At 75.8% G+C, this 14451-nt stretch carries 14 protein-coding genes; 7 read left to right on the forward strand and 7 right to left on the reverse strand.

The features are described 5' to 3' along the window. Nucleotides 1–40: 40 nt before the first annotated feature. From ACLJQM_RS38865 to ACLJQM_RS38875, 3 genes are read left to right on the forward strand one after another with little or no spacing between them, the layout of a single operon-like run. On the forward strand, nucleotides 41–178 hold the full coding sequence (locus ACLJQM_RS38865) for a hypothetical protein (RefSeq protein ID WP_410635334.1): 138 nt from the start codon (nucleotides 41–43) through the stop codon (nucleotides 176–178). After that, a complete protein-coding gene (locus tag ACLJQM_RS38870; protein WP_410635335.1) occupies nucleotides 175–2754 on the forward strand; it encodes a CHAT domain-containing protein in 2580 nt (859 codons plus the stop codon). Before ACLJQM_RS38865 ends, ACLJQM_RS38870 begins: the two co-directional genes overlap by 4 nt. An 18-nt stretch (nucleotides 2755–2772) precedes the next feature. Next, the gene (locus tag ACLJQM_RS38875; RefSeq protein ID WP_360778908.1) at nucleotides 2773–3579 is read left to right on the forward strand and encodes an esterase/lipase family protein; all 807 of its coding nucleotides are present in this window, start codon (nucleotides 2773–2775) and stop codon (nucleotides 3577–3579) included. Here the strand turns inward: ACLJQM_RS38875 and ACLJQM_RS38880 are convergent. The 3 genes from ACLJQM_RS38880 to ACLJQM_RS38890 are packed head-to-tail and all read right to left on the reverse strand — an operon-like array spanning nucleotide 3569 to nucleotide 6443. After that, nucleotides 3569–4411: an ABC transporter permease gene (locus ACLJQM_RS38880; RefSeq protein WP_247014145.1), complete on the reverse strand. Its 843-nt coding sequence runs from the start codon at nucleotides 4409–4411 to the stop codon at nucleotides 3569–3571. The genes ACLJQM_RS38875 and ACLJQM_RS38880 overlap by 11 nt on opposite strands. Next, nucleotides 4408–5319, reverse strand: coding sequence for an ABC transporter ATP-binding protein (locus tag ACLJQM_RS38885; protein WP_247014147.1), 912 nt, complete (start codon nucleotides 5317–5319; stop codon nucleotides 4408–4410). Before ACLJQM_RS38885 ends, ACLJQM_RS38880 begins: the two co-directional genes overlap by 4 nt. Next, the gene (locus ACLJQM_RS38890) at nucleotides 5316–6443 is read right to left on the reverse strand and encodes a hypothetical protein (RefSeq protein WP_410635336.1); all 1128 of its coding nucleotides are present in this window, start codon (nucleotides 6441–6443) and stop codon (nucleotides 5316–5318) included. The genes ACLJQM_RS38885 and ACLJQM_RS38890 overlap by 4 nt, the downstream gene beginning before the upstream one ends. 166 nt (nucleotides 6444–6609) lie before the next feature. Here ACLJQM_RS38890 and ACLJQM_RS38895 point away from each other — a divergent pair, with 166 nt between their 5' ends. Further along, nucleotides 6610–7695 (forward strand): methyltransferase, encoded by a 1086-nt coding sequence (locus ACLJQM_RS38895; RefSeq protein ID WP_410635337.1) that lies wholly within the window; start codon nucleotides 6610–6612, stop codon nucleotides 7693–7695. Here ACLJQM_RS38895 and folP read toward each other — a convergent pair. Then, the gene (gene folP, locus ACLJQM_RS38900; RefSeq protein WP_360778921.1) at nucleotides 7682–8557 is read right to left on the reverse strand and encodes a dihydropteroate synthase; all 876 of its coding nucleotides are present in this window, start codon (nucleotides 8555–8557) and stop codon (nucleotides 7682–7684) included. The genes ACLJQM_RS38895 and folP overlap by 14 nt on opposite strands. Before the next feature lie 93 nt (nucleotides 8558–8650). Between folP and ACLJQM_RS38905 the strand changes: the two genes are divergently transcribed. Next, nucleotides 8651–9307, forward strand: coding sequence for a rhomboid family intramembrane serine protease (locus ACLJQM_RS38905; RefSeq protein WP_247014154.1), 657 nt, complete (start codon nucleotides 8651–8653; stop codon nucleotides 9305–9307). Here the strand turns inward: ACLJQM_RS38905 and ACLJQM_RS38910 are convergent. Both ACLJQM_RS38910 and ACLJQM_RS38915 read right to left on the reverse strand, forming a co-directional pair. Further along, the gene (locus tag ACLJQM_RS38910; protein ID WP_410635338.1) at nucleotides 9300–9794 is read right to left on the reverse strand and encodes a YceI family protein; all 495 of its coding nucleotides are present in this window, start codon (nucleotides 9792–9794) and stop codon (nucleotides 9300–9302) included. The genes ACLJQM_RS38905 and ACLJQM_RS38910 overlap by 8 nt on opposite strands. Then, a complete protein-coding gene (locus tag ACLJQM_RS38915) occupies nucleotides 9791–10348 on the reverse strand; it encodes a hypothetical protein (protein WP_410635339.1) in 558 nt (185 codons plus the stop codon). Before ACLJQM_RS38915 ends, ACLJQM_RS38910 begins: the two co-directional genes overlap by 4 nt. 120 nt (nucleotides 10349–10468) lie before the next feature. Here ACLJQM_RS38915 and ACLJQM_RS38920 point away from each other — a divergent pair, with 120 nt between their 5' ends. Further along, nucleotides 10469–13207, forward strand: coding sequence for an ATP-binding protein (locus ACLJQM_RS38920; protein WP_410635341.1), 2739 nt, complete (start codon nucleotides 10469–10471; stop codon nucleotides 13205–13207). Here ACLJQM_RS38920 and ACLJQM_RS38925 read toward each other — a convergent pair. After that, nucleotides 13194–13427: a hypothetical protein gene (locus ACLJQM_RS38925; protein WP_410635342.1), complete on the reverse strand. Its 234-nt coding sequence runs from the start codon at nucleotides 13425–13427 to the stop codon at nucleotides 13194–13196. The genes ACLJQM_RS38920 and ACLJQM_RS38925 overlap by 14 nt on opposite strands. Before the next feature lie 249 nt (nucleotides 13428–13676). Between ACLJQM_RS38925 and ACLJQM_RS38930 the strand changes: the two genes are divergently transcribed. Next, nucleotides 13677–14420, forward strand: coding sequence for a trypsin-like serine peptidase (locus ACLJQM_RS38930; protein WP_410635343.1), 744 nt, complete (start codon nucleotides 13677–13679; stop codon nucleotides 14418–14420). Nucleotides 14421–14451: the final 31 nt, after the last annotated feature.

Raw genomic sequence — 14451 nt, forward strand, 5'->3', positions numbered from 1 at the left:
ACCCTGCCAGTTCGGCTCGGATCGCGGCACAATCGTCCGCATGGACCAGCAGCTCGCCTGCTCGATGGCGGTATCGCGGCATGTGTCCCCCTCGATCATGGGTGAACGGGTCGGCAACTCGATCCGCGAGCCCTTCGATCTGATACACACCGGCGGGGGCCGGCACAAGCCGTCATGAGCGACGCGCTCGGCAAGGCCGTCGCCGCCGCGGATCTCGCCTTCACCGCGCCCACCAAGGCGCGGGTGCTCGCCGAAGCCGCGCTCGCCGAGGCGGACGGGCGGGCCGAGGCCGCCGCGGTGGCCGAGCACGCGCTCGGGCTCGCCGGGGTGTCCGTGGGCCGGCTGGCCGACGCCGAGACGCGGTTGCGCGCCGCGCTCCGGCTGGCCGACGGGGCCGGGCTGCGGGAGCGGGCCGCGCAGACGCGCGGCGTGCTCGGCTACGTCCTCACGCTCACCGGCCGCACCGCCGAAGCCCTGCGCGAACTCGACCGCGCGATGCCGGAACTGACCGGGCAGGCGTCCGCGCGGCTGCGCATGCAACGGGCCGTCGTGCTCACCGAAATCAGCCGGTTCGGCGACGCCGCCGCCGGGTTCGCGGACGCGCTCGAGACGCTCCGGGCCGCCGGTGGCGACGACCTGATCGAGGCGACGATCCGCACCAACCGCAGCATCGTGCTGGCGCGCCTCGGCGACTGGCGGGGTGCCGAAGACGACCTGCGCCACGCCGAACGCGGGTTCGCCGCGACCGGCCACATCGGACGGACGGCGATGGTGTGGCAGAACCGCGGGCTGGCCGCCACCGTGCGCGGCGACGTCCCCGCCGCGCTGACCGCCTACGACGAAGCCGCCGCCCGCTACCGCGAAGCGGGCACCGATCCCGGGCTGCTGCCCATCGAACGCGCCGAAGCCCTGCTCTCGGTGCGCCTGATCGCCGAAGCGCGCGAAGCGGCGACGGCCGCCGTCGCCGACTACGGACGCCGGCGCAACGCCGTCGACCTCGTGCAGGCGCGGCTGCTGCTGGCGAAAGTCGCGTTGCTCGACGGCGATCCCGGGACGGCGTTGCGCGAAGCTTCGCTGGCGCGGCGGTCCGCGGTGCGGCAGGACCGGCCCGGCTGGGCCGCGCTCGGCGGTTACCTCGCGCTGCGCGCCCGCCGCGACGGCGGCCTGCGGACCGCGGCGATGCTCCGGTCGGGGCAGCGGACGGCGGCGGCGCTGACCGACGCGGGCTGGGTGGTGCCCGCCTTGGACGCGCGGCTGATCGTCGCGGCGCTCGCGCTGGAGCTGGGCCGCGTGGAGATCGCGCGGACCGAGCTGTCCTTCGTCGGCCGCGCCGGGCGCGGCGGGCCGGCCGAGATGCGCGCCCGAGCTTGGCACGCGACGGCGTTGCTGCGGCTGGTGCACGGCGACCGCCGGGGCGCGGACGCCGCGTTGCGCGCCGGGGTCCGGGTGGTCGACCGGTTCCGCGCCGGGCTCGGCGCGAGCGAGCTGCGCGCCCACGCGTCCGGGCACGCGAGCGAGCTGACCGGGCTCGGGTTGCGGCTCGCCGCCGAAGCGGGCCACCCGGAAGCCGTGCTGCGCTGGGCGGAGTGGCGGCACGCCGGTGCGTTGCGGCTGCGGCCCGCCCGGCCGCCGGACGACGAGGGCCTGGCCGCCGACCTCGCGGCGCTGCGCCAGCTCGCCGTCGACCTCGCCACCGGGACCGGCGACCCGCGGACCCTGCTGCGCCGCCAAGCCGAGCTGGAGAAGGCGGTGCGCGACCGCGCCCGGCACGCCGCCGGAGTGTCCACTTCGGACATCCGGGTCCCGTCCCGCGCGGAGCTCGCCGAAGCGCTCGGCCCGGCGACGCTCGTGGAGTACGTGGAGCTGGACGGGCGGCTGAGCGCGCTCGCCGTCACCGGCGGCCGGCTGCGGCGGTACGCGCTGGGCCCGGCGGCCGAAGCCGCGGAACGCCTGGACGAGCTGCGGTTCGCGGTGCGGCGGGCCGCGTTCGGCCTCGGCTCGCCCGGCGACCTCGTCGAGCGGACCGCCCGCCGGCTCGACGAGCTGCTGCTCGCCCCGCTCCCGCTCGGCGACGGCCCGCTGGTCATCGTGCCGACCGGGCGGCTGCACGAGCTGCCGTGGCCGGTGCTGCCAGGTTGCCGCGGCCGTGCGGTGTCACTCGCGCCGTCGGCGGCGCTGTGGCACCGCGCGGCGACCGCACCGCGGGCCGAGGGCGGCGACCACGTCGTCGTGGCGGGTCCCGGGCTGCCGCACGCCGCGGCCGAGGTGGCCGCGCTGGCCCGCCGCTACCCGGGGGCCCGGCGGTTCACCGGCCGCACGGCGCGGGCCGAGCCGGTGCTCGCCGCGCTCGACGGCGCCGCGCTCGGCCACATCGCGGCGCACGGCCGGTTCCGCACCGACAACCCGCTGTTCTCGTCGCTGCGCCTGGCCGACGGGCCGCTCACGGTGTACGACCTGGAACGGCTGGCCCGTCCGCCCCGCCACGTCGTGCTCTCGGGCTGCGACTCGGGCCGTTCGGCGATCCACGCGGGCGACGAGCTGCTGGGCCTGGCCTCGGCGCTGCTGGCGCTGGGCACGACGAGCCTGGTGGCGACGGTCCTCCCGATCCCCGACGACGCCGGCCGCGCGCTGATGGTCCGCCACCACCGCCACCTCGCGGCCGGCCTGCCCCCCGCCGCGGCCCTCGCCCGCGCCCAGTCGGAACTGCCCGACTCCCCCGCCGCCACGAGTTACGTCTGCTACGGCGCGGGCTGAGCCAGGCATCATGGAGTCGTGCGGATCACGGCTTGGTGGCGCGGCATCAGTCCGCGGCGACGTCTGATGCTCAGCAGCGTCGCCGTCGTCGTGGTGGCCGTCGTCGCCGCGACCGCCATCGCCACCTCCGGCACCAGGACCGCGCCGGAGGCCGGCACCCCCGACCAGGCCAAGCCCGGCCCGGTGCTGCTCGTCCCCGGCTACGGCGGCGGCCAGGGCGCGCTGGACGAGCTCGCCGCGCGGATCCGGCAGACGACCGGCCGCAGCACCGAGGTGCTCACCCTGGCCGGCGACGGCACCGGTGACCTGGCCGAGCAAGCCGGCGTCCTGGCCGAAGCCGTCGAACGGGCGTACGCGCAGGGAGCGCCTTCGGTCGACGTCGTCGGGTACTCCGCGGGCGGGGTCGTGGCCCGGCTGTGGGTCAGCCGCGAAGGCGGCGACCACCAGGCCCGCCGGGTCGTCACGCTCGGCGCGCCGATGCACGGCACCGGTCTCGCCGCGGCGGGCGGCGCGCTCGTCCCCGGCGGCTGCCCCACGGCGTGCGTCCAGCTGGCGCCGGGCAGCGCCCTGCTGCAGGAGCTCGCGAAGGAGCCGATCCCGGCGACCCTGCCGTGGCTTTCGCTCTGGACCGAGCAGGACGAGACGGTCACCCCGCCGGAGTCCGCCCGGGTCGACGGCGCCGTCAACGTCGCCCTCCAGCAGGTCTGCCCGGGCAACGGCGCCACGCACGGCGACCTGCCCACCGACCCCGCCGTCACCGAAATCGTCCTGCAGGCCCTCGGCACCACGCCGCTCGAAGCGCCCACGGACTGCCTCAGCTCGTGACGTCCTTCGTCGCGAAGTTCGCCCACGCCGCCCCGAAGAACACCACGATGTAGCCGGCCTGCAGCAGCATCCCGTGGTCGATGTTGCGCCACAGCACCGGATCGCGGAAGAAGTCGATCCAGGACAGCCAGTAGTGCGTCGGCAGGTAGGGCTTCACCGACGCGGCCGCGTCCAGGGTCTCCAGCACCGAGCTGGTGATCAGCACGGCCAGCCCGCACAGCGCGGCTCCCAGCGCCGAGTCGCTCACCGTGGACAGGAACATCGTGATCGCGGCGAACCCGAGCATCGACACGACGATGTAGGTCACCGCGCCGAGCAGCCGCAGGCCGAGCCCGGACGAGCTGAGCGACTGCCCCGACAATGACGTCACGCCGGCCGGCTGCCCGCCCGGGCCGGCGACGCCGGGGTTGCCGCCGGTGCCGAACAGGATCACGCCGAGCACCAGCGACGTCAGCACGACGATGACGATCGCCGCGGTCACGTAGACCGCGATCGCGATCATCTTCGCGCTCAGCAACCGGGTCCGGCCGGCCGGGCGCGCCAGCAGGTAGCGCAGCGTGCCGCCGGCCGCCTCGCCCGCGATCGAGTCGCCCGCGACCACCGCGACCGCGATCGGCAGGAACAGCGGCAGCACCAGCGCGAGCGCCGCGGCCGGGAACAGCGCGCCGTCGCTGACCACCGCCGACAGGAACGCCCCGCCCTGCCCGGGCGGCGGCGCGAAGTCGGCCGTGGCCAGGAAGACGCCGACGACGGCGGGCAGCAGGCACAGCAGCAGCACGCTGACCCACACGCGCGGGCGCAGCGCGAGCTTCCGCAGTTCGACGCCGATCACCCGGCCGCCCCGAACCGGTCCGAGCCCGGACCCGTCACCTCGAGGACCACCTGTTCCAGGGTCCGCTGCTCGGCGTGGATCGACGTCACGCGCACCCCCGCTTCGACGAGCAGCGCGTTCAGCGCCGCCGGGTCGGCGTGCCGGATGACCAGCCGGTCGCCGTCGCGGGCTTCGAGCTGCCCGTCGAGGACCGCGGCCGCCGCGGCGGGATCCGGCGTCCCGACCAGCACCCGGCCGGTCTCGGCCCGCAGCGCGACCAGGTCCTCCTCCAGCACCAGCCGGCCGCGGTCGACGACGCCGACGCGCGTGCACAGCTGCTCCACCTCGGCCAGCAGGTGACTGGAGAGGAACACCGTGGTGCCGCCCGCGTTCAGCTCGGTCAGCAGCTCGCGGATCTCCTTGATGCCCTGGGGATCGAGGCCGTTCGTCGGCTCGTCCAGGATCAGCAGCCGCGGCTTGCGCAGCAGCGCGCCGGCCAGTCCGAGCCGCTGCCGCATGCCCAGCGAGTACGCCTTGACCGGCCGCTGGTCGACCCCGCCGAGCCCGACCCGCTCGAGTGCTTCGTCGATGCGACGCCGCCGCGTGCGCCGCCCGCCGCCGCGCCCGGCCGCGTCGAGCAGGGCCAGGTTCCGGCGCCCGGACAGGTGCGGGTACGCGGCCGGGCCTTCGACGAGCGCGCCGACCTCGGGCAGCACCTCGGCGACCCGCTTCGGCACCGGCTTGCCGAGCACTTCGATCTCGCCGCTGGTCGCGTAGACCAGGCCGAGCAGCATCCGGACCAGGGTGGTCTTGCCCGAGCCGTTCGGGCCGAGGAAGCCGTAGCGGTCGCCCTCGCGGACGTCGAGGTCGACCGCGTTCACGGCGACCGTGCGCCCGTAGGCCTTGGTGAGCGCGTGCGTGACGATCATCGGCCGCCCCGCCGCAGCCGGGACAGCTCGTCCGCGACGGACTTCAGCACGTCGGCCGTCACCGTCCCGGCCAGCAGGTAGGAGCGGCGGGAGACGGCCGAGCGGACGATCGCCAGCGACAACGGCGTGATCGACAGCTGCACCACGGTCCCGCCGGCCAGCTTGACCTGCACCCCGCCCGCCTTCCCGGCGGCGTCGCCCGCCGCGTTCGCCACCGCGCGCGGCACGGCGATCACCGCGAAGGACGCGAGCCCCTTGCCGTAGAGCGCGGCGCCCTGGACACCCCCGAAGTCCGACGACGTCACCGGCCGCCCGGCGAGCGCCGGGGGCAGCGGCACCTGGTTGAAGGCGCCGAGCGTGTCCGAGACGTCCGGGGCGCTCGCCACGGTGAACCCGGACCCGAGCACCGGCCGCGGCGCCTCGACGACCGGCGTCGTCTGCGCCAGCTCGTGGAACTCGGTGACGAGGATCGGGGCCCGCTGCCCGCGCGCGGTCACCTCGACCCGCACCGGCAGCCCGGTCGCCGGGTCCGCCCAGAGGTCGACCTGGCCGATCGTCGTGTCGGGGTCGGCGGGGACGAGCCGCAGCCCGGACGCGGCGACGCCGGCGACGTTGCGGCCCGGCAGCGCGCTCACCGGGTCGCCCGGCGCGGCGCGCAGGATCCGCCGCGCCAGCTCGGGCGGCAGCAGGTCCCCGGCCCGCGGGAGCCGGACGGCGGGTTCGCCGATCAGCTCGGTCAGGGTGTTGTCGCCGTAGTCCCAGGTGTATTCGCCGTCGGGCAGCCGGTAGAGGTCGTGCTCGCCGGCGGTACCGAGGATGTCGACGCGGTAGCGGTCGGGCCCGGCGTACCAGACGCGCATCGGCGTCCGCATCGAGAAGAGCGTGGTGACGGCGGCGAGGTTCGGCAGCTCCGGCAGGGCCAGCGAGCCCGCGCTTTCGGCGTACCCCTGGTACGGCCGCCCGGCGGAATCGAGCACCAGTGTGCGCAGCCGGGCCGGGTCCACCGCGGCCCCGGCCGGCGAGAGCGCGGAGACGACCGAGGGCACCGAGACCAGGACGGCGGCCACGGCGGCGACGACGGCCCACCGGCGCCGCTTTTCCCACCGCACCACCGAGGGCGTCATCCGGCATCACCTCTGCGTCCTTTGTACGCCATGGCGGCTAGGGTCGAGGGGTGACGAACCCCGTTCATGCCGCCGTCCTGAGCTAGTCCCGCCCCGGACTTCGCGCCCGCCCGCCCGCTTCGCGGGCTGCTAGACGTGCCCGCGGCAATGAACGGAACCCCTTTCGATGGCTCATCTCGTCATGCCCGGCGAACCCGATCGCCGGTTGTTCTCCCCACCCTCGCGCCCGGCGGTCCCCGCCGGCGACGGCCTGTCCGCCGACGCGGCCCTGCACGCGATGGCCGCCGGCACCGCGCTGCTCTGGCGCGGCACCTACCCGGCCGCGCGGCAGCTGCTCGACGCCGTGCGGCGCAGGCTCCCGGCGCCCCCGCCGGACGACTTCGCCCGCTACCGCGCCGGCCGCGCCCACCGGGCGAAGCTGCTTTCCCTGCTCCACGTCCCCCTCGAGCCGGGCCACGTCGTGCCGCTGCGCCGCGCCCCGGACGTCCGCGCGGCGTGCACCGCCGTCTACGGGCCCCTCGACGTCCCCGCGGCGGTGCCGTTGCGGGAGCTGCTCGGGGTCCTGGGTGCCGCCGAATGGCGCCGGACGGGCATCGCCGTCCCGGCGCTGGACGCGCGGATCCACCCGCACCACGGCGTTTTCGCGCCCCTGCGCCCGGAGTACGTCGACCTGGTGGCGGAAGCGCCGTTGCCGGGCACGGAGCTGGCGTTCGACATCGGCACCGGCACCGGGGTGCTGGCCGCCGTCCTCGCCCACCGCGGCGTCGAGCGGGTGGTGGCCACGGACACCTCGGCGCTCGCGGTCGCCTGCGCCCGGGAGAACCTGACCCGCCTGGGCTTCGGCGCCCGCGCGGAAGTCGTCCGGACGGACCTGTTCCCGCCCGGCCGCGCCCCGCTGGTCGTGGCGAACCCGCCGTGGCTGCCGGGCCGCCCCCGCACCCCGCTCGACCACGCGGTCTACGACCCGGGCCACCGCATGCTGCGCGGCTTCCTCGACCGCGCCCGCCGCCACCTGACCCCGGACGGCGAGGCGTGGCTGGTGCTGTCCGACCTGGCCGAGCACCTGGGCCTGCGAACGCGCGAGGAGCTGCTCGGCTGGATCGAGGCGGCGGGCCTGCATGTGGTGGCACGGACGGGGACGCCGGCCCGGCACCCGCGCGCGCTCGACCCGGCGGACCCCCTGCACCGGGCCCGGGCCGCGGAGATCACGTCCCTCTGGCGGCTCGGCACCGAGCAAATCAGTCCACAGTAGACAAGCCCGCGACCGCCGCCACGGCTTCCCGCGTCTCGCGGACGTTGTGGGCGCGGAACACCGCCGCCCCCGCGTGGGCCGCGATCGCCGTCGCCGCCAGGGTGCCCGCCAGGCGGTCGCGGGCCTCCACGTCGAGGGTCTCCCCGATCAGGTCCTTGTTCGACAGCGCCACCAGCACCGGCCAGCCGGTCGCCACCAGGCGGTCGAAGTGGCGGAGCAGCGAAAGGCCGTGGCGGGTGCTCTTGCCGAAGTCGAACGTCGGGTCGACGAGCACCCCGCCGCGCGGGACGCCCGCGGCGACCGTCCGCTCGGCCGCCGTCGTCAGCTCGGCGACGACGTCCGCGACGACGTCGTCGTAACGCGGCCAGAACGGGCGGTCCGGGGTCGGCGCGGGGTACGGGTCGGTCCGCAGCGGCATGCCGCCGACGTGGGAGCAGACGTAGCCCGCGCCGAACTCGGCGGCGATCTCGACCAGTTTCGGGTCGGCGCCGGCCCAGGTGTCGTTGAGCAGGTCGGCGCCGGCCTCGCAGACCTGGCGGCCGACCTCGTGCCGCCACGTGTCGACGCTGATCACCAGCCCCGGGTGGCGCTCGCGCACCTCGGCGACGAACGGGACCACGCGCCTGCTCTCTTCGTCGACGTCGATCTCGGGGCCCTCGCCCGCCTTGACGCCGCCGATGTCCACGATGTCGGCACCGGCCGCGACCGCGCGGTCCACGGCTTCGCGCGCCGCGTCCTCGGCGAAGGTCGCGCCCTTGTCGTAGAACGAGTCGGGCGTGCGGTTCACGATGGCCATGACCAGCGCGCGGTCGCCGGGCATGCGGCGGCCCCGGAAGACCACCTCCGGCCGGTGTGACGTCATGCTCTTCACCCTGCCAGGTCACGGCTGGGTCCGAAACGCCGCTCCCGGGGTCCCGCGCCGGTTATCCTCGGCGCAAACCGAGCAGGGGGAACCATGAGCACGACCAGCGAGGGCCCGGCCCGCAGCGAAGCCGAGGCGATGATCGCCGAAGCCAAGAAAGCCCTGTGGGTGATGGTGGGCCTGCTCGCCGTGCTGTGGGCGGTGCAGATCTTCAACTCGCTCGGCGACTACGACCTGAGCCAGGAGTTCGGCATCGAGGCGCGCGACCCGGCGTCGCTGCCGGAGATCTTCAGCGCGCCGTTCATGCACTCCAGCTGGGGCCACATCGAAGGCAATTCGGGCCCGCTGTTCGTGTTCGGCTTCCTCGCCGCCTACCGCGGGGTGAAGAAGTGGCTCGGCGTGAGCGTGCTGATCATCGTCGCGAGCGGCCTCGGCGTCTGGTTCACCTCGCCGTCGGACTCGATCACGGTCGGCGCCAGCGGCCTGGTGTTCGGCTACTTCGGCTACATCATCGTGCGCGGCCTGTTCGACCGGCACCCGATCGACATCGTGATCGGGCTCGTGATGGCGTTGTGCTTCGCCTACCAGTTCACGTCGCTGCTGCCCACCGACGAGCGGGTCAGCTGGCAGGGCCACCTGTTCGGGTTCGCCGGCGGCATCATCGGCGGCTGGCTGTTCCGCGACAAGCGGCCCAAGGCGGTCGCCGCCCCCGACCCGGCGACCGCCCTGCTCCCCAAGGACCTCAGCTAGGCGGTTCGAGCTCCGCCTCGACGACGATCGCGACGTACCGGCCGATCATCGCGCGCGGTGCCTTCACGCCGAGCGGCGCGCGGTCGAGCGTCCCCGTCGCGCGCACCCGCGTCCCGTCGGCCTCGACGGCGAGCGTCAGCGGGCACGACGTCCCGCGCAGCCGCAGCTCGCCGGTCACTTCCCAGCCCTCGCCGTCGCGCCGGACGCCGGCGGCCGTGAACGTCAGCTCCGGGTGGGCACCGCTGTCGAGCAGGTGCGGCTTCCGCAGGTCGGCGTCGCGGCGGACGTTCTTCGTGTCGAGCGCGCCGAGGTCGAGGTCCGCGCGGACGGCGGTGACCCCGCCGCCGGTCACCTCGACGGCACCCGCGCGGACCGGGATGGTGCCGCGCACGCGGTTGAACCCGAAGTTGCGGACCTCGAACGACGCCGTCGCCGTGCGGACGGTCCACGTCCCGGCGCGCAGCGCGGGGGCCGTGCGCGGGCTCATCGCGCACCCGCCGGGGCCGGCAGGGCGGCGTGCAGCACGCGGTGGACGTCGACGCGGTCCGGGCCGGGCAGCAGCGCGGGGTCCTCGCCGGGCAGCAGTTCGGTGGCCATGATCGCGTCCTGGACGGTCTCGATCGTCGCCATCGACGCGGAGAGGGCCACGACGACCAGCGACCGGTCTTCGCCGAGCAGGGTGTAGGTCGTCCCGACGCCTTCGATGTCGCGGACGGCGGGCCAGATCCGCTCCCGGCCCGCGCGCAGCTCGGCGGCCGACTGCTCGGCGCCGCGGGGCCCGTCGAACCAGGTGAGCTGGGCGTAGGCGGCCGCGGCGGACGCCGAATGCGCGTCGGTGACCCGGTAGACGCCGGAGTCGAGCCAGGTCGTCCCGGCGGGCCGCCGGGATGCGCCTTCGGCCGCGGCGGCGGCGTCGGGCCAGAAGGTCACGACGGCGCCGGCGAGACCGCCGAGCTGGGTGAGCGTGCAGGTGCCGAGGGCGTCCGGGCCCGGCTCCTCGGTCCCGAGTGGACCCCGGAACTGGTGGATGGCGGCGTGCATGGGGTGTTCCTTCCGCTGGTCGACGTGGTGTCAGCGACTCTCGCCCCGCGCCGCGTCCGGGACATCAGTGCCAGTACGGAGACGGGCACTGAAACCGGGTGCGCGGGGGATACTGCTCGGGTGACGCGCAGCGAGCCGTTCGTCGGGCGGGCCGGTGCCGCGGCCGACCTGCGCGCCTGGCTCGCGGCGGCGGCCGCGGGCACCGGCGCGCTGGTGCTCGTCGGCGGCCCGGCGGGGATCGGCAAGTCCCGCTTGGTCGAAGCGGTCACGGACCGCGAAGCCGTCTGGGGCCGGTGCGTCGACGACCCGGGCGCGCCGCCGCTGTGGCCGTGGCGCCGGGTCCTCCAGGCGCTGCCGGAGGTGGACGCGGAAGTCTCCCGCGCGCTGGCCGACCTGGACGACCGCGACGGCGCCGACTTGGTCGCGGCCCGGTTCCGGTTCGTCGCGGTGGCCGTCGACGCGCTCGTCGCCGCGGCCGGGCCGGGCGGTCTGGTCGTCGTCCTCGAAGACGTCCACTGGGCCGACGAAGCTTCGCTGAGGCTGCTGCGGCACCTCGCGGGCGAGATCCGGCGCTCGCGCCTCGCCGTCGTCGCGACCTACCGGGACACCGGCTCGCTCGCCGACGTCCTGCCGGACCTGCTCGGGCGGCCCGGGACGGAAAGCCTGCGCCTGGACCCGCTGACCGAACCCGACGTCCGGGCCTACCTCGCCGAGGTCGGCCGGGCCGCCGTCGACGCCGCCGACGCGCTGCGGCGCTCGGGCGGGAACCCGCTCTACCTCAAGGCGGTCGCCCGCTCCTCGGCGACCGGCGGCGGCGAGGCGGAACTGCGGCACCTCGTCCGCACCACCGTCGCCGGGCTCGACGCTCGCGCGCGTGAACTGCTGGCGATCGCGTCCGTGCTCGGCGAAGAGGTCGACGCGCACGTCGTCGCCGAGGTCGCCGGGCAGCCGCCGGACGACGTCGTCCCGGCGCTCGACCGCGCGGTGCGCGCCGGGGTGCTGCTGCCCGCCGACGCCGGGTCGCGGCGGTTCGCCCACGCCGTCGTGCGCGACGGGATCTACGCCGACCTCGACCAGGGCGTCCGCGAGCAGCTGCACGCCCGGACGGCGGCCGCGCTGGAGCACCGCGCCGACCCCGGGGTCGTGGCCGGGCACTGGCTGCGTTCGGCGGCGACACCGGACGCGCTGACCCGGGCGGCCGGCTGGGCGGAAGCGGCGGCGCGGGACGCCACCCGGGCGCTCGCCTTCACCGAAGCCGCGCGTTTCCTTTACGTCGCGCTCGGCTGCCGTCGTCGCGCGGGCCTGCGCGACGGGCTCGCCGCCCTGCTCGTCGACCTCGCGACCGCCGAGTACCGCGCGGGCCGGTTCGGCCGCGCCTTCGGGCACGCGCGCGAGGCCGCCGGGCTGACGTCGGACCCGGCGCTGATCGCCGCCGCGGCGCTCGTCGTCCGGGACACGTCGGCACCCGACCTGCTGCCCGGGATGGCCGAGCTCACGGCGTCCGCGCTGGCGGCGCTCGGCCCCGGCGCGGACCCGGCGGTCCGGGCGAAACTGCTCGCCCAGTCCGCGGCCGTGGCGGCCGACTACGGGCGGGCGACCGAAGCCGTCGAGACGGCCGACGAGGCCATGGCACTGGCGGAACTCTCCGGCGACCAGGAAGCACGGCTCGACGCCGTCCGCGCCCGGCTGAAGATCCGCCCGACGGAGCTGCCGCTGGCCGAACGGCTGCGGCTCGGCGCGCTCGCGGTGGCGCTGGGCGGCACCGGACGGCCGCTGGTGGCGCTGTGGGGCCACAAGTGGCGGCTGGACGCGGCGTTCGAGGTCGGCACCGTGCCCGTCGTCGACGCCGAGCTGACCGCGATCTCCGCGCTCGCCGCGACCACCCGGCTGCCGCTGATCCGCTGGCACGAGCTGCGGCTGCGGGCATCGGTCGCGGCCTACCGCGGCGCGTTCGCCGAGGCCCGCGCGCAGAACCGGCTCGCGAGCGAGCTCGCGGCGGCGGAACTGGCCGAAGACCGCTCCGCGGCCGGGATGTCCTTCGCGTTCGCGCAGCAGTTCGCCGACGTGGTGGGCGACCCGGCCGAGCTGCCCGCCGGGTACGGGGAGCTGCTGGCGATCGCGCCGCCGTTGCCGATCACGATCGTCTCCCGCCCGCTCTGCGCCCTGCTCGACGGCCGCCGCGACGAAGCGCGGGCCGCGTACGACGCCCTGCGCCCACGCCTGCGCGACCCCGACTTCATCGGCCAGTCACCGGGCTTCGGGCCCAACCTGCTGCCGCTGCTCGAAGAGTTCGAAGACGTCGAGACCGCGGAGTGGCTCGCCAAGCAGCTGGCCGACGCGCCCCCGGTCGGCTCCGCCGGCGCGGGCACGTTCTGCTCCGACTGCTCCAGCAGCTGGTCCGCCCGCCTGGCCGCGCTGCTCGGGCGGCCCGACGAAGCCGTGCCGCTGTTCGAGGAAGCGATCGCGTGGGACGCGCGGCTCGGCGCCCGGCCCTACGTCGTGCACAACCGCGTCCGCCTGGCGGCCGAGCTCGTCGTCCTCGGCGACTTCCCGCGCGCGGAAACCCCGGCCCGCCAGGCGGCGGAGGAAGCCCGGCGGCTCGGGATGCCGGGCTGGCTGCGGCGCGCCACGGAGCTGCTCGACCGGGCGCGAACCGGCGGCGACCCGCTGACCGGGCGCGAGCGGGAGATCGCGGTCCTCGTCGCCGGCGCGCTGAGCAACCGGCAGATCGCCGGCCGGCTGGTGCTGTCCGAGCGCACGGTGGAGAGCCACGTCCGCAGCGTCCTGGCCAAGCTGGGCCTGGCCAACCGGACCGAGGTGGCGGCCTGGGCGCACCGCCGGGGGCTCACCGCGGGCTGACGGCGAACCGGCCCGGATCGAAGTCCCGGGCCTCGCGCGTGGCCGGGCCGCGGCCCGACGTCTGCGCCAGGGGTCCGGTCCGCGACCGCTCGGGCGGCCTCCCCTGGGATCGCGGGCGCGCCGGACCGGCACGAACGGCGTCGACTTCCGCGGGAGCCGGCTGGAGGTCCTCGGGCAGGAAGATCTCCAGGACTTCCCCGGAGTCCTCCGCGGCGCGCATGCGGCTGCGCCGGCGTCCGTGCCACCCGGCGGGGCCCGCGATGTCCTCGCCTCACGCCGGATCTCGCACCCGGCGGCTCCGGCACGGCGAGCCCGCGGCCGCGGCGGTCGACCCGGTACCGCCGGGCAAGCCGTCCCGTCGCGAACGGCACGGCGCCGAGGCTGACCGCGTCCGGGCACCCGCTGTGAGGTCGCTGTGCATCCGGCTCCGCGCGCTGCCGATCCGGCCGCGGTGTGGTGATCTGGAGAGGTGGCGATCAAGGTTCTCCGGCCGGCCGCGCTGGCCGCGGCGGCGGTGCTGGTGCTGGGCACCGGCCTGGCCGTCGGCGCGGACACGACCGCCGACGACGCCTACGCCGCGGGCTCACCCGCGCCCGCCGGAACCACCGTTTCGGCGGTACCGGCGAAAACCGTTTCCCCGGTCGGCGCATTGTTCGCGAACGGCAGCCATTTCTGCTCGGCGAGCGTCGTCCACTCCGATTCCGGGGATCTGGTGCTGACGGCCGCGCACTGCGTCCAGGACGGAATGTCGTTCGCCCCCGGTTACGCCGGTGGTGCGGCGCCGCTGGGAATGTGGCCGGTCACGAAGGTCACCGTCGCGGACGGCTGGACTTCGTCGGCCGACCCGGATCTCGATTTCGCGTTTCTCACCGTTGCGCAGCCCGGGAACCCGGCTTCCCTGGAAAGCCTCACCGGCGCGAACGCACTCGGCGTGAATCGCGGGTTCGGCCACCGGATCACCCTCACGGGCTACCCCGACACGGCCGATTCCGCGGTCGTTTGCGACGGCACGAGCACCCGCTCGGACACCTACCAGCTGCGGATCGCCTGCCCCGGTTTCCCCGACGGGACCAGCGGCGGCCCGTGGGTGACCGGCGGCGAGGTCGTCGGCGTCATCGGCGGTTACCAGCTGGGCGGCGACACCCCGGACGTCTCCTACAGCGCGTACTTCGACGACGACATCGCGAAGCTCTACGCCACGGCCACGGGCTGAAAACGCGGACCGGGCCCGTGTCCCTGGCGGA

The sequence above is a fragment of the Amycolatopsis sp. cmx-4-83 genome (genome assembly GCF_046548815.1).
GTDB lineage: Bacteria > Actinomycetota > Actinomycetes > Mycobacteriales > Pseudonocardiaceae > Amycolatopsis > Amycolatopsis pretoriensis_A.